This window comes from Desulfovibrio cuneatus DSM 11391, assembly GCF_000430005.1.
Classification (GTDB): Bacteria; Desulfobacterota; Desulfovibrionia; order Desulfovibrionales; family Desulfovibrionaceae; genus Frigididesulfovibrio; species Frigididesulfovibrio cuneatus.
The window spans coordinates 1-19,870 of record NZ_AUCY01000028.1; the positions used below are offsets into that span (position 1 = coordinate 1).

General features: G+C 53.5%; 13 protein-coding genes, 1 pseudogene and 1 riboswitch. Of the genes and pseudogenes, 10 read left to right on the forward strand and 4 right to left on the reverse strand.

What is annotated here, in order from left to right:
* A pseudogene (locus G497_RS0108265) lies at window positions 1-878 on the reverse strand (hypothetical protein); the annotation flags it as partial.
* 271 nt (window positions 879-1,149) lie between these two features.
* Complete coding sequence (locus tag G497_RS0108275) at window positions 1,150-2,490, reverse strand: TolC family outer membrane protein (RefSeq protein WP_027187798.1); 1,341 nt, start codon at window positions 2,488-2,490, stop codon at window positions 1,150-1,152.
* Between the two features lie 716 nt (window positions 2,491-3,206).
* Here G497_RS0108275 and G497_RS17365 point away from each other — a divergent pair.
* The 10 genes from G497_RS17365 (at window position 3,207) to cobJ (ending at window position 16,541) form a co-directional block, all read left to right on the forward strand.
* Window positions 3,207-5,330 (forward strand): type I secretion system permease/ATPase, encoded by a 2,124-nt coding sequence (locus G497_RS17365; protein WP_156908009.1) that lies wholly within the window; start codon window positions 3,207-3,209, stop codon window positions 5,328-5,330.
* Window positions 5,331-5,412: 82 nt separating this feature from the next.
* Entirely contained in the window at window positions 5,413-6,714 is a 1,302-nt protein-coding gene (locus G497_RS0108285; RefSeq protein ID WP_169726986.1) for an HlyD family type I secretion periplasmic adaptor subunit, read from the forward strand.
* A gap of 169 nt (window positions 6,715-6,883) precedes the next feature.
* On the forward strand, window positions 6,884-8,215 hold the full coding sequence (locus G497_RS0108290; protein WP_027187800.1) for an HlyD family type I secretion periplasmic adaptor subunit: 1,332 nt from the start codon (window positions 6,884-6,886) through the stop codon (window positions 8,213-8,215).
* A gap of 259 nt (window positions 8,216-8,474) precedes the next feature.
* The gene (locus tag G497_RS17370) at window positions 8,475-9,317 is read left to right on the forward strand and encodes a transglutaminase-like cysteine peptidase (RefSeq protein WP_169726987.1); all 843 of its coding nucleotides are present in this window, start codon (window positions 8,475-8,477) and stop codon (window positions 9,315-9,317) included.
* A gap of 77 nt (window positions 9,318-9,394) precedes the next feature.
* Window positions 9,395-11,470: an HD domain-containing phosphohydrolase gene (locus G497_RS17375; RefSeq protein WP_051257971.1), complete on the forward strand. Its 2,076-nt coding sequence runs from the start codon at window positions 9,395-9,397 to the stop codon at window positions 11,468-11,470.
* A gap of 173 nt (window positions 11,471-11,643) precedes the next feature.
* Window positions 11,644-12,153: a thiol peroxidase gene (gene tpx / locus G497_RS0108305; RefSeq protein ID WP_027187801.1), complete on the forward strand. Its 510-nt coding sequence runs from the start codon at window positions 11,644-11,646 to the stop codon at window positions 12,151-12,153.
* A gap of 74 nt (window positions 12,154-12,227) precedes the next feature.
* Window positions 12,228-12,713, forward strand: coding sequence for a siroheme decarboxylase subunit beta (gene ahbB, locus G497_RS0108310; RefSeq protein ID WP_027187802.1), 486 nt, complete (start codon window positions 12,228-12,230; stop codon window positions 12,711-12,713).
* 144 nt (window positions 12,714-12,857) lie between these two features.
* Window positions 12,858-14,126 (forward strand): glutamate-1-semialdehyde 2,1-aminomutase, encoded by a 1,269-nt coding sequence (gene hemL / locus G497_RS0108315; RefSeq protein ID WP_027187803.1) that lies wholly within the window; start codon window positions 12,858-12,860, stop codon window positions 14,124-14,126.
* A gap of 227 nt (window positions 14,127-14,353) precedes the next feature.
* The gene (locus G497_RS17380; RefSeq protein ID WP_084516135.1) at window positions 14,354-15,604 is read left to right on the forward strand and encodes a cobalt-precorrin 5A hydrolase; all 1,251 of its coding nucleotides are present in this window, start codon (window positions 14,354-14,356) and stop codon (window positions 15,602-15,604) included.
* Between the two features lie 109 nt (window positions 15,605-15,713).
* Window positions 15,714-16,541: a precorrin-3B C(17)-methyltransferase gene (gene cobJ / locus G497_RS0108325; protein ID WP_034637254.1), complete on the forward strand. Its 828-nt coding sequence runs from the start codon at window positions 15,714-15,716 to the stop codon at window positions 16,539-16,541.
* Between the two features lie 368 nt (window positions 16,542-16,909).
* Here the strand turns inward: cobJ and G497_RS0108330 are convergent, their stop codons facing one another.
* Window positions 16,910-18,067, reverse strand: a complete 1,158-nt coding sequence (locus G497_RS0108330; RefSeq protein ID WP_027187805.1) for an OmpP1/FadL family transporter — start codon at window positions 18,065-18,067, stop codon at window positions 16,910-16,912.
* A 329-nt stretch (window positions 18,068-18,396) separates the two neighbouring features.
* Entirely contained in the window at window positions 18,397-19,380 is a 984-nt protein-coding gene (locus G497_RS19155) for an ATP-binding protein (protein ID WP_051257974.1), read from the reverse strand.
* A gap of 226 nt (window positions 19,381-19,606) precedes the next feature.
* Window positions 19,607-19,802: riboswitch (cobalamin riboswitch) on the forward strand.
* Window positions 19,803-19,870: the final 68 nt, after the last annotated feature.

Genomic DNA, 19,870 nt, shown 5'->3' on the forward strand with positions numbered 1-19,870 from the left:
TCGGCCTGGGCTGCTTGCGCTGCCTGGGCGGCGGCAGCTTCTGCCACGGCCTTTTCCAGCTCGGCTATGCGCTCGGCCTGGGCAGTAGATTGCTCTTGCAACTGCACCAAAGCCGCAACCTCAGGGCCAGCCACAGGAGCCAGTTCTGGCGCTTGTTGTGTGGGTGCCGCAAGAGCAGCCGGGGCCACTGGTGCCACAGATGGAGGTGTGGGGGGAGCGTCTGCCAACATGGTATCCAACATGGCATCAAGCTTGCGTATATGGTCATCGTCCATAGCGTCAGAGCCAAAATCCGGTGCGGCTTCTTCGGCAATGGACAGGGCTGCACCATCGTGCGCATCCGCAGCCACAGAAGAAGCAGGCGATGCCGAAACGGCCATTTCACCCAGCAGGCTCTCAAATTCATCATCCAGAGGAACCGCCGGGGCACTCGACTCCACAGGAGCACCCTTAGCAGTGGCTGTTTTTGCCGCAGGGGCAGGCCCACCGCCCAGCAGTTCGTTAAGCAAGGAATCGGCATCCAAGGCATCAGAGTCGGCTGATTCTACCGGGCCAGCATCAAGGCGTACCCCAAGCGTATCAGCATCCACATCCGCTTCTGCCACCTGTGCGGCCTGGGCCTTGGCCCCGGCTCCAGCCTTGGGCGGGGCATTATTCTCTGCCCCCAAGGACTTCAGCAGGCTGTCGAGGTCATCCATCCCAGGCATTTGCAATTCTTCGTGCGGGTCCACCACATGGTCTTCCGGAGTGGGGTCAGGAAAAGGGGCAAACTCTGGGTCATCAGCATTTGCCTGCAACTGCGCCTCACCTTTACCAGGTGCCACTACGTCAAGCAGGTCAATGACATCCTCGTCATCAAAAGTATCAGTATTAGACATATCCATAACCTTTACCATGCAGTGTGCCTGCACGTGTGGAATGTATGAAAGATGCAACAAGACCGTGAGGGGAAATGGTATATGACTATATCCCGGCATTCCCACTTCTGGCAAGTGCGCAGCGTACCTTGCAAAATAAACACGCCAGCCTACAAAACCCCTGAACTGGAAAGAAAAAGTCGCCCCTGGCACAGCCAAGGGCGACTTTTTCTACCAAACAAACACACTGTGCCGGTGCTGTATGGTTAATACTCTCATAGCCGCTTAAAACCTATTTTGTTTTAATGGCCAGGGCGGAACGGTTCAGGCCGAAAGATTCCAGGAACGCTCCACCAAGTGTCATCAGGCGCAGCTTGGCAGCGGTTACGTTCTGCTGGGCAGTAACGAACTGGATAGAGGAGCTGAACAATTCGTTTTCAGAGTCAAGCACGTCCAACAAGGAGCGCTGCCCAACGTTGAACTGTTCCAGGTACATATCGCGGGTTTTGGTGCTGTACTGCACAGCATTGGCAAAGTGGCGAGCTTGTTCCTGGGCGGAAAGCATTTGGCTCCAGGTGCTGGCAACTTCATTGCTCAGGCTGTCGCGCAGGGCAGCAAGTTCCTGCTTGGACTGACGGGCACGGGCTTTGCTGCCGCGAACGTTGTACCAGTCATAACCACCGTTAAACAGGTTCCAGTTGGCACGAAGCATCACAGCAGTACCCCATGCATCGTCGGTGGAACTTTCCACACGCCAGCGGTAGCTTGGGCCAGCTTCAAGGAAAATTTGCGGATAGAAAGACGCTTTATCCAGTTCGGCCTGTGAATCGGCAGAGCTTACGTCGGACTGTAATGCCTTGATTTTCAGGTTGCCAGCCATGGAACGGGCAAGAGCAGATTCAAGGCTGGGCAATGCTTCGCCAGGGGCAGTAGGTTCTGCCACTTCAGCAGGGGCTTTGCCGGTAAGGCGCTGGTAATTGGCCATGGCCACTTCCAGGGCAGAACGGCTTTCAGCCAGAGAGGCCTGCGTTCTGGCAAGGCGGCTTTCAATTTGTGTTACATCTGCCATGGTGGAAGCACCGGAAACCTGGCGCTCTTTCTGGGAACCAAGAATACGCTGGTGGTTGCGCACGTTCAGTTCGGCAAGGGCTACAATGCGGCGCTGGCGATACACTTCAATGTGTGCCAGGGCAGCATCAAGGCCCAAAGCTTCTGCGTTGTCATAAAGACGCTGCTTGGCAGATTCAAGACGGCTTTCCCCAATGTTTACCCGGTTCCAGGTAGCCATGCCATCCCAAATGGTCTGGCTTATGGTCAGGCCAGCTTCACTACGACCGTAGAAAGTGCCGGCGCGGCCATCCGTGCGGGAAGAACGGTCATGCCAGTCATCTACACCGTACCCACCACGTGCATCCACACGGGGGAACCAGCCACTTCTGGCACGCTTCAGGTCATGCTCAGCAGCTTGCCGGTATTCCTGAAAAGCCTTGATGTTTGGGTTATACCCCAAAGTTGAAGAAATAGTGTCTTTGAGGGTAATGGCAGAACCCGCAGCAAAAGAAACAGAAGGCTCAAAAGCTGTCACAGCAAAAAGTGCAAGTGCAGCAGCCCAGTGCAAAGAAAGTGACTTCATAGGAAACTCCTCATAATCGAGCATCTCGACATTTTATTGGCGCAAAAGCGTCGTGCTTTCACTTTTGCAAAATGCTTGCCAAAGTGCATTGCTCAACAACTTTTAATTCAATTCTTGAGGAATATAAACAAGTATGCGTACAAATGCAACATAAATACTTGCTTCACTCTGAAGCTTCTTGCCAAAAATGTAACCACGACCTACTATAATGATAGAAATTTTGCTAAACTTCAAACAAATGACAGAATAAACACTTGGCTAAGTTTTTGAAGTGCGGTACAAGAAGAGGTCTAAATAGGAATGTCCATACTATTATTTCCCTACAATTGACTGTTCAGCCACATATAGCATAGGGCGTCAATAAACTGCCGCATCCCGAGGATAACACGGTGACAACCTCTTCCCACAACACCGAAGCAACCACCCCGGAAACTTCCCCCACAAATGAAGCTGCCAGCACACAGGCCGCGCCTGCTCCTTCTGCCCAAACAGCCACGCAAGCTCCTGCACAGCCACCTGTGCAAAGCCCTTATGCTGCCCTTGGCGCACCCAGTAGCCCCAACGCTACCAGTGCCCCCGGCGGGCAAGGTGCCCCAGCAGCCCAGGGGCCCAGCCCCCTTTCCCAGGCGGAAATAGAACAGCTTAAGCGTCAAAACTCTGCCACACCCGACCCTTCGGATGTGGACTACGACCCACCGCTTATCCAGTGCCTTTCCATGCTGTTTACCCTGCACGGCACGCCTGTTTCCACGCGGTTGCTTAGTGCGGGGCTCCCCAAGTCTTCTGGCCCCCTGCACCCCTCGGCCTGCATTCGGGCTGCAAAAGCAGCGGGCATGCGGGCAAGAACAGTGTACCGCCCGTCTTTCAGCCAAATTTCTACCCTTACCCTGCCGTGTATATTATTGTTGCAAGGCGACAAAGCATGCGTGCTGACCAAGCTGGAAGAAGAAACCGCTGAGGTGCTTTTTCCTGAAACAGGCATGGAACGGCGCACTGTTTCGCGTGAATCGCTGGAACAGGAATACCTTGGGTATGCCATTTATGCCAAGCCAGAGCCAAAGCTGGACAAACGGGCCAGCGAAATTCGTCTGCTGGACCACAAGCGCTGGTTTTGGGGCACCCTTGCCCACTTTCTGCCCATTTACTCCCACGTTTTCGGGGCAAGTATTCTGGTAAACTTGCTGGCCATTGCCGGCCCGCTGTTCACCATGAACGTTTACGACAGGGTTGTGCCCAACAGTGCCACAGACACGCTGTGGATGCTGGCCATTGGCGTGTGCATTGCCTATATTTTTGACTTTATACTGAAAAACCTGCGCAGCTACTTTGTGGACGTGGCAGGCCGCAACGCCGACATTATTCTGGCCAGCCGACTGATGCAGCAACTGCTTTCTATGCGCCTGGATGTGAAGCCAGACTCCACAGGGTCACTGGCCAACAACCTGCGTGAATTTGAATCGTTACGGGACTTTTTCGGTTCAACAACCCTTATGGCCATTGTGGACTTGCCCTTCCTGTTCCTGTTCATCGGGCTGGTCTTTCTTATTGGTGGCCCCATAGGCTTTATTCCCCTGCTTGCAGTACCCATAGTGGTCCTTACCGGTGTCTTTTTGCAGTTTCCGCTGCAAGCGGTTACCGAAAAGGGCTTCAAAGAGAACATGCAGAAAAACGCCCTGCTGGTGGAAATTATTAACGGCCTTGAAACCATTAAAACCACCATGGCCGAAGGGCGCATTCAACACGCATGGGAGCGGGTTGTGGGCATGAGCGCAAGCTCCAACAGCCAGTCCAAGCGCGTATCCAACTTTACCATTACCCTGACCATAGCCGTTACCCAACTGGTAAGCGTGTTTATTATTGTCTGGGGTGTGTACCTTATTTCTGAAAACAAGCTTTCCATGGGTGGCCTGATTGCTTGTAACATGCTGGCAGGCCGCGCCATGGCCCCCCTTTCCCAAATTGCCTCCATGCTTTCACGCCTGCAGCAGTCACGCATGGCGCTAAAATCGCTTGACCTGCTCATGAACCTGGAAACAGAGAAGCCGGAAAGCGGAAACTTTGTGGACTTTGGCTACCTGGAGCACTCCATTACCTTTGAGGACGTGTCCTTCAAGTACCCAGGTTCTGAACGCTTTGCCATGGAAAAGGTCAGCATCCATATTCGCCCCGGCGAAAAGGTGGGCATTATCGGCCGCATGGGCTCTGGCAAAAGTACCTTTGGCCGCCTTTGCCTGGGGCTGTTCCAGCCTGCGGATGGAGCCGTTAAAGTGGGCGGCGTTGATATTCGCCAACTGGATATGGTCGATGTGCGCTCACGCTGCGGGTATGTTTCCCAAGACAACTACCTGTTCTACGGCACAGTGCGGGAAAATATTTCCTTTGGCGCCATCAATGCAGACGACCGCATGATTCTGCGGGCAGCCAACATAGCCGGTGTTACCGACTTCATTCGCGCCCACCCGGCAGGCTTTGGTATGCCGGTGGGTGAACGCGGCATGTCCCTTTCTGGCGGGCAGCGGCAGTCTGTTGCCATTTCCCGTGCACTGTTGAATGACCCGGACATTCTTATTCTGGACGAACCCAGCAGTAACATGGATAACAGCTCTGAACTGGCACTGAAGCAGCGCCTTGCAGCCACCATGGGGAACAAAACACTGCTGCTGGTAACCCACCGCCTGAGCATGCTTGACCTTGTGGACCGCCTGGTGGTTATGGACGCGGGACGCATTGTGGCAGATGGCCCGAAAAATGCTGTACTGAACGCCCTGCGCAATGAGCAGTTGCGCACCGCCGCAGCCGCAAAAACAGGCGGGCAACCAGCCGTGGGCCAGAAAGCATAGGCAAACCATTATGAACGCAATCAAGAAGTTCCTTCATATTTTTAGCAAGGAAAACAACAGAGATCTGCAAGACATGGAATTCATGTCTACAGTTGATGCGGCGCGTACCTACAAAGGCTCGCCCGTTGCCTATTTCCTTTCCGTGGGGTTGGTGCTCTTATTTATTGCCGTTCTGATAGCGTCAATGTTCAGCACCCGCGACGAAGTAACCCAGGGGCAAGGGCAAATCATTCCCTCCCAGGGTGTGCAGCCTGTACAAAGCGAAGATGGCGGCATCATCAAAGAAATTCTGGTAAGCGAAAACGAACTGGTGGAAAAAGGCACGTTGCTGGCCACCATTTCCAACATACGGGCTGTGGGCGAGTTCCAGGAACTGACCCAGAAAAAAGTGGAATACGAGTTCGCCTTGCAGCGCCTTCGGGCAGAGCAAGACGGCAAAGACCTTGAGTTTACAGAAGAACAGCGTGCCCAGTTCCCTGATGTTGTGTACGACCAGGAAATGCTGTTTAAAACCCGCAGGGCCCAGTTTGACGGGGAAGGCAAGCAACTTGCCTCTGCCCTGGAACAGCGCAAGCTGGAACTGGCTGAAAGTTACCAGCGCAGGGAACAGTATGAAAAAAAGTTACTTCTGCTGAAAAAACAGGAAGCCAGCATTTTGCCCCTGGTGCAAAGTAAAAGCTATTCCCAGGTGGAATACCTGACTTTGAAGCAGCGTATTGTCACCATGGAAAGCGATTTAAAAAGCTTGGCCGTGAATATTGCCCGCACCATCAGCGCTGTGGATGAAGCCCAAAATGCGCTGAACAACCGCGAATCTGAGCGGCTTGCCTCCATAGCCAAAGACATTAACGACTTTCACCAGGAACTGAACAGCATTACTGAACGCCTGAAGGCTGGCACAGACATTGTGCAGCGTTCGGAGCTGCGTTCCGTAGTGCACGGCGTGGTGAAACGTATTCTTTTGAAAGAAGAAGCCGTGGTTCGGCCAGCAGAACTGCTTATGGAAATTGTGCCCACTGACGACACCCTGGAGGTGGAAGCCAAATTCCGCCCTGCCCACCGTGGCTTTCTTGCAGTGGGGCAAAACGCCACCGTCAAAGTTTCAGCCTACGATTCCGCCGTGTATGGCACCCTTTCCGCTACCGTGGCTTCCATCAGCCCGGATACCATTGAAGACAACAAAGGTGAGGCCTGGTATGTTGTGCGCCTGCGCACCAGCAGCACCCGCCTGCCCCACCTGGATAAAAACCTGGACATAAAAGTAGGCATGACAGTGACTGTTGATGTCCTTTCTGGCGAAAAAAGCATCTTTTCTTACCTTGTGAAGCCGTTGTTCAAGTCCCGCCAGCAAGGCAAGGCCATTGGCTCCAAGACCACCGAATAAATGGTTTCCAGGAGTTAAGTACACGCCTGCTTTGGCGCTTAACAGCGCAAGTGAATTGCGCTTACGCCTGCACAGTGGGTAAATGCGTATGCATTTACCAGAGCATTTTCAAAATAAAATGCTCTCAAGCCAGAACACATACCTCTTTTTGAAGGGAACAGGATACCGCATGAGCGTTTTTTGGGAAAAATCAAGCGACCCACTGAACATGACATTCATGGGAGATGTTGACGCTGCCATGCACCGGCGCGGGCACCCCTTGGCGTTTACATTGAGCATTGTGGTTGTTATGTTTTTTGTGTTAACCTATATTTGGGCCAACTTTACCATGATTGAAGATGTGGTGCGCGGCAACGGCAAGGTCATTCCTGCGGCTGGCGTGCGCGACATTCAAAGCGATAAGGGCGGCACTATTTCTGAACTGCGTGTGCATGAAGGCGATATGGTAGAAGCCAACCAGGTGGTAGCTGTGGTGGCAAACGTGGGTGACGTAAGCGCCCTGCGTGAACTGCAACAGCGCGTATCAGAACTGGAATTTGCCTTGTTGCGCCTGAAGGCTGAAGCCGAAGGCATTCCACTGGAATTTCCTGCGGAAAGAATGGCAGAATTCCCCCAGGTAGCGCAAAACCAATTGCATATTTTCACCAGTAACGAGCAGCGCTTCCAAGGGGAAGATAACCAATTACGGGCTCAAATTGAGCAGCGCCGCCAGGAAGTGGCAGCCGCACTGCAAGACAAGGTGCGTTTTCAGGGCAGCCTGGAAATTCTGCGTAGCGAAGAAGCAACAGTGCGCCCACTGGTGGGGCGTTCTTACTCACAAATTCAGTACCTCGATTTACAAGAACGCATTGTTTCCATTGAAGGGGAACTGGCCGGAGCAGAACAAACCATTGCCAGGGCGCAAAGTGCCGCCGTTGCAGCGGAAGACCGCCTGAACACCCGGGAAGCTGAACGCCAGGCCGCTATTGCCCTGGAACGCAACAAAAGCCGCATGGAACTGGATGCTTTGAAACTGCGGGTACACACCTGGACAGAACAAGTGAGCCGGGCAGAATTACGCTCTCCTGTGAATGGTTCAGTGAAAGCCATTAATGTAAAAGAAGGCAGCGTTGCCCGCCCGGCCGATATTTTGATGCAAATCATTGCCTCAGATGACGTGCTGGAAATTGAGGCCAAATTTGCCCCGGCAGACAGAGGCTTTCTGTATATTTCCCAAAAGGGCATGGCCAAGTTTTCCAGCTATGATGCCAACATTTATGGTGGCTTGCCTGCCAAGGTTACTCGCATTTCAGACGACACAATTCCAGACAAACGCGGCGACCCATGGTATGAAGTGCGTCTTGTAACATCGCGCAAAAGTATTAAGTACCAAGGCAAGGAATTGCCCATTATGCCCGGCATGACAGTAAGCATTGACCTGTTAACGGACAAACGCTCTGTACTGGACAGGATACTTGGCCCATTGCGCCGCGCCCAGGACAATGCCATGACAGAACACTAGTGCGTGTTTACATGAGGCCTGCCTTAAAGATAACTGGCACTTGTAAAAACACGTACCACGGTCCCCTTCAATAACCCTTGCCCGGCTGCGGCTGTGAAGAATTTTTTACAGAAGCGTCAGGCGCATACCCTCCATTTTCTTGCCTGGTACCCTTGCCACCACCGCACGTATGAAAACAGCCGCGCCTGCAAACATCCCAGCACACGCCATTTGCGAGCTCCCTTGTCCTGTGAAAGGGCTTTTGCTGCATGCATGCCTGTTGTTATTCTTCTCCGTGCTGGGCATGGCCCCTGGCAATGTATGGGCTGCCAACTTGAGCCTGGAAAACCACCAGGACATTCTGGGCCTGGACCAAGAAACTCCGGATACCCCCGTAGCCAAAAAGCCCCGTACTCCGGCTTCTGCCGTGGGCGACAAAGCGGGTGAAGGTATGGTCCCCCCCCAGGTGGAAGAAGAAGTTGAAGAAACTACACCTGCCTCAGAGCCAGACCCGAAAGCCGAAGCACCTGCCGACAAGCCAAAGCCAATACACCTTTTTGGGCATGTGGAATTTCGTGGGCCACTCAAGAACATTCCTAAATGGGAACGGGTGCTGAAAGAAGAGCAAAAGGCCCCTTCCTACGGCGCAGGCAACAGCACAGGTATGCCGGAAGAAGTGCGCAAGCGCTGGTTGCCCATGCGGGAAAAGCTTATGGGCCAACCCTTAATGGATCAACTCAAAGCCGTTAACAACTTTTTTAACCAATGGCCTTACAAAAATGACATCGCCAATTGGGGGCTTGAAGACTATTGGGCTACGCCCAAAGAGTTTTTCAAGAAGTCTGGTGACTGTGAAGATTATGCCATTGCCAAATACTATGCATTGCGCGACCTTGGCGTTCCAACCCACAAAATGCGTATTGTGGCGGTTATGGAAACCATCAGGGGCATAGGCCATGCTGTGCTAGTTGTTTTTGTTGATGATAAAGCGTATGTTCTGGATAGCCTTTCCAACTTGCTTTTGCAGCATAGCAGACTTACCAACTACGCGCCAAAATTTTCAGTCAATGAAGAGTTTCGCTGGGTGCATGTAAAACCAGTGCAGCAACCAAAGAAAAAGTAGCGGGGAAGTGGGAAGCCAGCCATGCACGCAACGCCACAAGCCGTACCAAAAAGAATACCAACAGTTTGGAGAAACACATGAGCGGGTTAACAAAACTCAAGGCCATGGAAGCACGGTCTGCCACAGGAAGGGGAAAGCAACTGCTGCTTTTTGGTGTGTTTATTACTCTGGTACTTATAGGCGTTGTCTTTTTTGCCGCCTTCCAGAATGCACGCTCCACGCGCATTGCCCTTGAAGAAGATGTGCGAAGCCGCCAGCAAAGCCAGGTGGAAAGCCGCACCTTTGCCATGAACAGCTGGATTAACCAGACAGTGGACCAAGCCAAACACTTTGCCAATTCAGAGCTTATTCAGTTGTTTGCCTCTGAAGTGGACAAAATGGACAACATTCCGCTGCTGTTCGACACCAGCAAAAGCGACTCGGCGGATGACGACGACCAGCCCTCTTCCCGCCTGCCGCTTATGCGCACCCAGCTTGTGGAATTTGCCTCTTACCGCAACTTCGAATCTGGGCGCATTGTGAACAGCAAGGGCGAGGTATACTTAAGTACGGAAACAGGCCTGCCCCCACTGAATGAAACCCAAATGGCCCTGGTAAAAAAAGTGGTCAGCACGGGCAAGGTCACATTTGGGCCGATAACCAAAAACAGAAACGGTCTTTCCCTGGAAATGTACCTGCCTGTGTTCCCGCCCATGTATGAAGAACAAGGCGGAAAGCCAGCTTCTATCATCATTTTTTCCCAAATTATCGGCCCGGTGCTGAACAGCTTCCTGCAACAGGACATGACAGAAAAAGACCGCTGGTTCAGCCTTGTGCAGCGCTCAGGCAATGGCTACCAAACCATAATGCTGGAAGGGCTGCAAATTAAGCCGGTGACCAACCTTGGCGAATTGGACGCAAACCTTGTGTTTACCATGCGCCAGAGCAGCATTTCAGAGGAACTTGTCTATTCTTCCGGCATGCGCCTTTCCTCCATTGACTGGTGGGTAGTGGCTGAAGAAAAAGCCAGCCGCATAACCCATGCCTCACAGGAACATGCGCGCACTGTCTATATACTGGCAGGCCTCGTTTCCCTGGCCCTGGTACTCATGATAAGCGCTACATGGTGGTGGCTTATCGGGCGGGAACAAGGCAACATTAACGCCCAGTTTAAAGAGCTGCTGGTAGTTATTGAAAACCAGAAAAAGCTCCTTGACGGCATTAACAACACCATGGACGACCCCATTTCCTTTACGGATTCCAAAGGGGTGTACCGTTATGTAAACAAGGCCTTCGCCCAGGTGGTGGGGCGTGAAGAAGACGATGTGAACGGGCTGGATACCGCAGCAGTGCTTGGCTTTGATACTGCAAAACGCCTGAACCTTTCAGACCAGCACGTGCTTATGACCGGCGAGCCAACACAGGTACAAGACGTGCTGTGGCTGCAATCCAAGCGCTATATCTTCCAAATTACCAAAAGCCCCATGCGCGACTCACAAACACGCACACCGCAAGGGGTGGTTTCCGTTTACCGCGACATAACCCAGCTTGTGGAAACACAGGAAAAAAGCCGCCGCGTAGTGCAGCAAACCATTGACGCGCTGGTAGGCACCATTGAACAGGCAGACCCCTTCCTTGGTGGGCACTCACGTATTATGGGCAGCATAGCCAGCCTGATGGCCCGCCAGTTGCGCCTGCCAGACCCCAACGTTGCCACCATTGAAGCAGCCGCCAACCTTTCCCAAATCGGAAAAATGTTTGTCCCGCGGGAAATTTTGCTGAAGCCGGGCATGCTGACCCCAGAAGAAAAAGCAGAAATGGAACTGCATGTGGAACATTCCCGCCAGGTATTGAAAAACATTGAATTTGAGTTGCCTGTGGTGGATGCCATTTACCAGCTCAATGAACGCCTTGATGGAAAAGGCTACCCTCAAAAATTGCAGGCTGACCAAATTTCCATTGATGCACGGGTACTGGCAGTGGCCAACGCCTTTGCCGCCATGGCCCGCCCGCGTGCCTACCGCCCTGCCCTGCCAGTGCATGAAGTACTGGGCATTCTTGAAAGCCAGAAAGGAGCCTACGACCAGGAAGTTGTGGCGGCTCTTACCGCTGTGCTGGAAACCCCGGCAGGCCAAAAGGTTGTGGAACAGGCTGCTTTGACCAAGGCCGTTTAAGATGTAAGGGAAACGCTTCCTGCTTCAAAAAATGGTCATACACAGAACCTGTGTCCCAGGCCTTTCCAAACTTCATAACTGAGCGTTTCCAAATTGACATTTATGCAGGCCTCGTTTAATATTGAGAATCATTCTTAATACTAACGGCTTCTGCCCGAAAATACGGAGAAATTATGAGCAACACTACTGTTACCTTTCTTGGCAACCCTTTGCACCTGTGCGGCACGCCGCTGAAAAAAGGGGACAAGGCTCCCAACTTTACCGTGCTCAGCAACGACTTGGCCCCTAAAACCCTTGAAGACTACAAGGGCAAGGTTGTGCTCATTTCTGTTGTGCCTTCCCTGGACACCGGCGTGTGCGACACCCAAACCCGCCGCTTTAACCAGGAAGCTTCTGCCCTGGGTGAAAACGTAGCCATTCTCACTATTTCCTGCGACCTGCCCTTTGCCCAGAAACGCTGGTGCGGGGCTGCCGGGGTAGACCGCGTGGCAACCCTTTCCGACCACAAAGACCTGAGCTTTGGCAAAGCCTATGGCGTAGCCATTAACGAATTGCGCCTCCTTAGCCGCTCTATTTTTGTAGTTGATAAAAATGGCGTCATTGTGCATGCTGAAGTTGTGCCCGAGGTGACCCATGAGGTGAATTTTGACGCAGCCCTGGCTGCCGCAAAAGCCGCCCTGTAATCCTTGTTTGTGTGCATTCACTCCCCCCTTTACCCAAGTGGTGGAGGGGGTTTTTTATATCCCAAGGAGGCCCCATGCAAGCAGCAGAACGCCAGTGGACAAACAAAGAACGCGCCATTTTACGTATTGTGCAGAAAAATATTCCTGAATCACTCACCCCGTTTGCAGATATTGCCGCCCAAACCGGCGCAACGGAAGAAGAAGTGCTGCACCTTTTGCGTTCAATGCAGCAGGAAGGGTCCATCCGCCGTTTCGGGGCCAGCATCAAACACCAAAAGGCGGGCTTTACCCACAATGCCATGGTGGCCTGGAAAGTGCCCCACGATATAGTGGACGCCATTGGAGCGGAGGCAGCCAAGCACCCCCTCATTTCCCACTGCTATTTTCGCCCCTCTTCCGCACAAGACTGGCCCTATGAATTTTTTACCATGATACACGGCCGCACCCCGGAAGAGTATTTACAAGTAGTGGAAGAACTGCGCGCCAGCACCCCGTTAAAGGAATATGCTGTGCTGGAAAGTTTGAAGGAGATGAAAAAAACCTCCATGGTCTACTTTTAAGGAAACGCTGAACATTTCCCAAAAACTATGTAAGCCATTGTTCGTTTTGAAACACCGTGGTTTTCATAATAACAGCAATGGCCTTACCTAGTCGCCTTATCCATAGTTGCCCCCGCCCAACGAAGCCAAATCGAAGGAACACACATGAGCCACTCATCTACCTTGTTTGCAGAAGCTTCCACCATTATCCCTGGCGGCGTTAACAGCCCTGTGCGGGCTTGCGCCAGCGTTCACTGCGAGCCCCTGTTCATTGCCAAAGGGCAAGGGGCCTACGTTACCTGTGCAGATGGCAACACATATATTGATTACGTACAGTCCTGGGGCCCCATGATTTTAGGCCACGCCCACCCCAAAGTAAGCGCAGCCTTGCACCATGCGGTAGATAACGGCACAAGCTTTGGTGCCCCTTGTGAAGCGGAAGTGACCCTGGCCAAAGCCGTGCTTGCTGCCATGCCCGGTATGGACATGGTGCGCATGGTAAACTCCGGCACGGAAGCCACCATGAGCGCCCTGCGTCTGGCCCGTGGTGTCACCAAACGCAACAAGTTTGTAAAATTTGAAGGCTGCTACCACGGCCATGCCGATTCCTTCCTGGCAGCGGCAGGTTCCGGCGTTGCTACCCTTTCTATTCCCGGCACACCGGGTGTGCCGGACAACGTGGTGGCAGACACCCTGCTGGCCCCTTACAACGACCTTGAGGCCGTTAAAGCCCTGTTTGCCGCCCATGGCAAAGACATTGCCGCAGTTTTTGTAGAACCAGCCGCAGCCAATATGGGCCTTGTGCTGCCTCTGCCCGGCTTCCTGGAAGGGCTGCGTGCCCTATGCGACACCCACGGCAGTTTGCTTGTGTTTGATGAAGTCATTACAGGGTTCCGGGCTGCCCTTGGTGGCGCCCAGCAGCGTTTTGGTATTACCCCAGACCTGACCACCATGGGCAAAATAATTGGCGGCGGCCTGCCCGTGGGGGCCTATGCCGGTAAACGCCAGTACATGAGCCACATAGCCCCCAGCGGTGGTGTCTATCAAGCAGGCACACTTTCCGGTAACCCCCTGGCCATGGCTGCGGGCATTGCCACCCTGCAAGAATTGAATAAGGCAGATTACACTGCCCTGGAACACAAGGTAGAAGGCCTGTGCCAAGAGCTGGAAAACATATTTGCCAGCAAAAACATGCCCGTTACCATTACCCGCCTCGCCAGCATGTTCACCATTTTCTTTGGGCAAGGCCCCATCCACAACTTTGGCGATGCCAAAAAATGCAGCACTGAACGCTACGCCCGCTTCTTCAAGCACATGCGGGCACAGGGCATTTACCTGGCTCCCTCCGCCTTTGAAACGGCCATGGTTTCCTTTGTGCACAGCGATGACGATTTCAAAAAAACCCTCGTCGCCGCAGCTTCTTTTACTGAATAGAGACTATTGCAACGTTGAACTTGCTCTCGTTACCAGGGGAGGCTCTGCCTCCCCTGCCCCCTCCGCCAAGGGCATAATGCCCTTGGCTCCCTACATACACGTTTCGCGAAAAGCTCAACGTAAATGGGGGTCAAGGGGCGTCACGTCCCTTGCAGGGGGTATGGGGGACAGCGTCCCCCAAGTAACTTTCATAATTTCTCCAATCGCTCAAAGTTCTCAACTATTATATGCCCAAGCACACTCCCCCAACACACGCGCCAGCCCCTACGGCAAGCAGCATTCCCTTTCCGCGTAGCGCTGTGTATGCCCTTACGCCCCAGGGAGCACTGTTGGCCCTACGCATTGCCCGCATTACCGGGGCCACGCCGTATTTGGCAGAAAGCCTGAAACCTGTGGCCCAAGCGGCTTCTGTTGGGACAGGGACAGCAAGTAGAAACACAATACCCCCCTTCCTTCATGCCCTGCCGGGGGAACAGCCCGCCCCACCCCATTATTTTTCTGCCTTCAAGGCGTGTTTGCAGGAAACGTTCAGCCAGTTTCGCTGCCATATTATTATTGGGGCCACGGGCATTGCCGTGCGCTGCCTTGCACCCCTTATCCAGTCAAAAACTAAAGACCCTGCTGTACTGGTGCTGGACCAAAACGCCCGCCATGTTATCAGCCTGCTTTCAGGCCATCTGGGCCGGGCAAACCAGTATGCCTGCCAACTGGCAAGCCACCTGGGGGCAGAGCCGGTTATTACCACCGCCACAGATGTGGCCGGGGTGCCTGCCATTGACGTACTGGCAGACATGGCAGGTATGTTTATTCCTCACACGGAGCGCCTGCGCTACCCCAATGCCGCTCTGGTAGCGGGCACCCCTGTGGGCCTGTTCGACCCGCACAGCCTGCTCCTTTCCCCGGAAAGCGATAACAACCACCATTTTTCGCCCCTGTGGCACAACACACTGCCATTTCCCTTATGCCCCGCCAGGGAAGAAGCCCACATGCTGCACCAATGGGCCAGCATGACCACTCACACCTGTGTGGCAGTAACCCCGGCCCGCACACCCCTGCCTGCCCCACACCTTGTGTTATGCCCGCGCATGATTTATGCCGGGGTGGGGTGCACGCGGGGCACTTCCATGCAGCGCATTGTGGGTGCCATTGCCCTGGCCTGCCACAAGGCAGGTATTTTGCCGCAAAGCCTTGCAGGCCTCGCCAGCCTTACAGCAAAGCACGACGAACAAGGCCTTTTGCAAGCGGCCAAAGCCTTGGGCCTGCCCCTGCAATTTTTTGATGCCCCCACCCTGGCCAACCGCCCTGGGCCTTCCTTTTCCCCCAAGGCACAGGAACGCTTTGGCGTGCCAGGGGTAAGCGAGGCCGCAGCCCTGGCAGCCGCAGGGGAACACAGCCTGCTGGTGCTGCCCAAAACCGTCTTTTTTGGCGTTACTGTTGCTCTGGCAGCCCCGGCCACAGGGCAATGCAGGGAACGCTGAGGAGAGGTCTTTGCGCATTGAATTTTCTTAGGGGACGCTGTCCCCCAATACATATCCATACCATAGTAAAGAGCCATGCCCACGGGCGAATGAACACCATAAGGTTATTATGAATACACACACTCCCGCCGCACAACGGCCAGCCCACCTAACTGTTATTGGCCTTGGCCCCGGCAGCCCGGCCCTGCTTACCCCGCAAGCCCTGCATGCCCTTACCCAGTGCCAGGTGCTGGTGGGCTACAATGCCTATGTTGCCCTGGTTGACCCTGCCGTGCAGGCAGGCAAAGAAATTATTGCCACAGGCATGATGGGTGAGGTGGAACGGGCCAAGGCCGCCATTGCCGCAGCTTACAGTGGCAGAGATACCGTGGTGGTGTGTTCCGGCGACCCCGGCATTTACGCCCTTGCCGGGCTGGTGCTGGAACTGCTGGAAGCGGAAGCCCCTGCCAAAACAAACATAGAGTTCAACGTGGTGCCTGGGGTACCTGCGGTGTGCGCTGCCGCAGCCCTGCTGGGTGCCCCCCTTATGCACGACTTTGCCTGCATCAGCCTTTCCGACCTGCTCACCCCCATTGCTACCATTGAAAAACGCTTACATGCCGCCTTTGCTGCGGATTTTGTCACGGTGCTGTATAACCCGCGTTCCAAGCGCCGGCAGTCGCACCTGCCCACAGCCCTTGCCATTGCAGGGCAACACCTGCCCACCAGCACACCGGTAGGCATAGCCCGCATGGTGGCCCGGCCGGAACAGGAAGTGCGCATTGAGCCATTGGGCGCTGTGGACATTGAAGCCATTGATATGTTCAGCCTGCTCATTGTTGGCAACAGCCAAACACGCATTGTGCCAGGCACCGGGGCCACCCCCCTGGCCTGGGGCAACGGGGCACGCATGCTTACTCCGCGAGGGTATAAGGAAAAGTACGCCGCAAAAATGTAACGGAAAGACTCAGTCGACTTCTTTCGCTCATGCGGCAGGGAATATGCTTCGGTGGCGTAGCCACCTTCGCCCCGCCTTGTCGCTCCACGGCTCGCTACGCTCGCGACTGCCGTCGGCTTTAGGGTACGGGTGGCAGAACAAGAAAAAGGGAGCAAAGCCATGACGGCCTTGCTCCCTTTTTTCATTAATAGCTCTAAAAGCATTCTATAAATAGTAGGGAAACACTAATTACGTGTTTCTTTAAGGAAACGCTCAGTTTTTCGTTTGGCAAGGCACGAGCTTTTTTTGAAGTAGGAGTGGACTCTTCCGTCCTCGACTACTTCAAAAAAAGTGATGTAACGCAGCCAAACGGAAAAATCAGCGTTTCCTTAAAATTTGATGCTATACATAAGCTGGGAAGTCGTCTGCGAATGGGAAACAGTGCCCGTGAAAGGTGCACCGTTGCTTACTTCCACTTTGGGGGCATACCCAAAGCTGGCATCCACAGAATGATTTTCATTAAAGCGGTAGCCAAAACCAGTGGTGTAGTGGTTGCGGATAATGGCCGGGAACAGGGGCACAACGTTATCTTGAATTGGGTTGTTGGCAAAGTTTACCCCCCCGCGCAAGGTGAGCTGGGGAAGAATATCCCAAGCCACCCCAAGGGCCAACACGTCCTGGTCTTTCCAGTTCTGCTTCAAGGGCATGGCTATGTTGCCTTGGCTTACGTGCAGTGTTTTCATGGCATCAGACCAGAAAATGCGGGTATAGTCGGCTGTGAGCATCACATTTTCAAAGGGTTTCACAGCAAAACCAGCACTCCAGGAGGCAGGCATGTTCAGGTTTTTCACTCGTGCGCCATCGCCTGTCAGGTCGCTCAGTTCCCCTTTGAACTGGTAGGCGGAACCAAAGGTAACGCGCTCATGCAGCTTGTAGGTAATGCCCAGCTTGCCGGAAACACCCCAGCCGGAAGTGGCCCCGGTAAAGTCGGAACCATCACGAAAATCAAAAATACGCATACCGTACTGGGGGTCTGTCATGACCAAATCCATGTCGGCCTTAATATATTCCAGGGTACCACCCACGGTAAGCTTGTCGGAAATGTTATAGGCAATGGGTAATAATACTTTACCCACCACCAACTGGGAATACATGCCTGCATCGGGATAATCTGTTCCCATACCACCAAGGGCATAGGCCCCAATGCCATAGGCCCAGTCGCCCTGGCGGCGCACATAGCCAACAGCAGGCATCACAAAGCTCCGGGAGTCTGAACGCTCGCTCATGCCTTGGCCCATGTCCCAGCGTACATTGGGCCGCAACATGCCCACGGCAATATCAATGCGGTTGCCTTCCGGTGCAAGGCCAAGGGTGGCGGGGTTGTTGGTCATGGCTGCGGCCCCGTTATCAAAGGCCATGGAAGTACCACCCATGGCATGGCTTACCGGGCCATACCCTTCAAGCAACAAACCATTGGTGGCAAAAGCCGTGCCGGCAGCGCCGCACACCAGCAGTGCAGAAAGAACAATACTTTTTATAACTCGCATAGTAAGCCCCTTTACGTACAAAATTTGCGATACACAAAAAAACATGCCTGTGGCCCTGCCCACACCCCAAGGCAAAAGCAGAAAATACCATGTAAAAATGTGCACAGCACAACACCATGCCATACTTTTTGCTCATGTCAATAGCATTCCCCCTGGAAATGGGTGGTATTGCCACATACAACATACATACAATAGTATACATCAACAATACGCCAATGTGCACACCAAAAAACACAAAACCACCCATAGCAAGGGGTTTCCTTACTTGAGTGGTTTTGCGGTACATAAATGCAGAGAATACTTCCGCACGTATTTTTATAATCAAATACCTATTCAGGAATAGTAACCACTTCCAGGATATTCGCCTGCACGGCAATGCCGCTGTCTTCAAGCGCCTCGGTGCAGGCATGCACCAGCGCCTGGCAGCAGGGTACTTCCATACGGGCCACAGCCACACTACGGGGGCGAGCAGTACGGAACAGCTCAGTCAGCGCTTCATGCAGGGCATCTTTCCCTTCCAGTTTGGGGCAACCAATAAGCAGTACTTCCCCTTGTTTTTGCCGCTCATGCAGCCACGGGGCCACAGCCATGGCGCAGTCTGCCGCCACCAGCACAGCAGCTCCTTGCAGCCAGGAAGCTTCCGCAGGAGCAAGGCGCACCTTAACAGGCCAGCGGTTAAAGGCAGGGCGTTTGCCCGGCATGGCAGCCGCAAGCCCCGGGCGCACGGCCATGGACTGCGGGAACTTGCTTACCAATACCTTGCCAATGCCGCCGCAACACTCGGAACCATCTGCATGTTTGTGGTGCTTGTCTTTGCCGCCGCAGCATTCATGGTGCCCGTGCTTGCCTTTATGTTTATCATGATGTTCTTCGTGGTGCTTGTCCTTGCCACCGCAACACTCAGAACCGTCGGCATGCTTATGGTGCTTGTCCTTGCCACCGCAACACTCGGAACCGTCGGCATGCTTATGATGCTTGTCAACAGGTAGGTCATGGTGACCATATTGTTTATGCGTAGCACGCGCATAGTCCTGCCCAACGTCTTCACCCACGCGAGTTTGCATAATAGCCTGCTTATTTTCACGCGCGGCTACTGCATCATAGTCTTCCACTTTCCGCTGGGAAAGCGTCAACGCCCCAGTGGGGCACCTGCCAATGCATTTGCCAAGGCCGTCGCAAAAAATATCAGAAACAACATGGGCTTTGCCATTAGCAATAGCCAAGGCACCGCCAGGGCATTTCAACACGCACTTGCCACAACCAATGCACAGCTCTTTATTCACAGAAATTACAGTTCTCAGCTTCTTTTCCATATAAATTCCTTATATACAGTGCCGTAGCACAGGTTAATTACAAAATGAATAGCCGTGAGCATAAAGGAGAAAGTGCCTTGTGCGGCACTGTGGGCTATACCACTATTGTACAAGTAAGCCTTGCCTGTAAAAAAGCAACACCCCCTCATACAGGGTTTTCCCGCTGGGGAGCAGTGTTTTCCTTGACGCACCCTACCCCTGCCGCTATACTCCCCCTTGAATTCAGGAGTCCTCTGCCACCAGAGGTTCACCAGGCTCTTGCCGGGTGAAAGGGAATCTCGTGAAAAACGAGAGCGGACCCGCCGCCGTAATCTTTTTGGCCATGCAAGCCAAGCGCATTTCACACATGCCACTGGGTAACCGGGAAGGCGGAATGCGTGTATAAAGAAAGCCGGAAGACCTGCCTGAACTGGACACCACCGCGTGCAACGGGGCCTTTTGCCACGCGGAACCAGAAAAAGGAATAATACGGGAACCTTTTTACGTTTTG

Bases quoted from the DNA above. Each gene is read 5' to 3' on its own strand.
- G497_RS0108275 (WP_027187798.1), bottom strand. From the start codon at position 2,490: ATGAAGTCACTTTCTTTGCACTGGGCTGCTGCACTTGCACTTTTTGCT.
- G497_RS17365 (WP_156908009.1), top strand. From the start codon at position 3,207: ATGCTGTTTACCCTGCACGGCACGCCTGTTTCCACGCGGTTGCTTAGT.
- G497_RS0108285 (WP_169726986.1), top strand. From the start codon at position 5,413: ATGTCTACAGTTGATGCGGCGCGTACCTACAAAGGCTCGCCCGTTGCC.
- G497_RS0108290 (WP_027187800.1), top strand. From the start codon at position 6,884: ATGAGCGTTTTTTGGGAAAAATCAAGCGACCCACTGAACATGACATTC.
- G497_RS17375 (WP_051257971.1), top strand. From the start codon at position 9,395: ATGAGCGGGTTAACAAAACTCAAGGCCATGGAAGCACGGTCTGCCACA.
- tpx (WP_027187801.1), top strand. From the start codon at position 11,644: ATGAGCAACACTACTGTTACCTTTCTTGGCAACCCTTTGCACCTGTGC.
- ahbB (WP_027187802.1), top strand. From the start codon at position 12,228: ATGCAAGCAGCAGAACGCCAGTGGACAAACAAAGAACGCGCCATTTTA.
- hemL (WP_027187803.1), top strand. From the start codon at position 12,858: ATGAGCCACTCATCTACCTTGTTTGCAGAAGCTTCCACCATTATCCCT.
- G497_RS17380 (WP_084516135.1), top strand. From the start codon at position 14,354: ATGCCCAAGCACACTCCCCCAACACACGCGCCAGCCCCTACGGCAAGC.
- cobJ (WP_034637254.1), top strand. From the start codon at position 15,714: ATGAATACACACACTCCCGCCGCACAACGGCCAGCCCACCTAACTGTT.
- G497_RS0108330 (WP_027187805.1), bottom strand. From the start codon at position 18,067: ATGCGAGTTATAAAAAGTATTGTTCTTTCTGCACTGCTGGTGTGCGGC.
- G497_RS19155 (WP_051257974.1), bottom strand. From the start codon at position 19,380: ATGGAAAAGAAGCTGAGAACTGTAATTTCTGTGAATAAAGAGCTGTGC.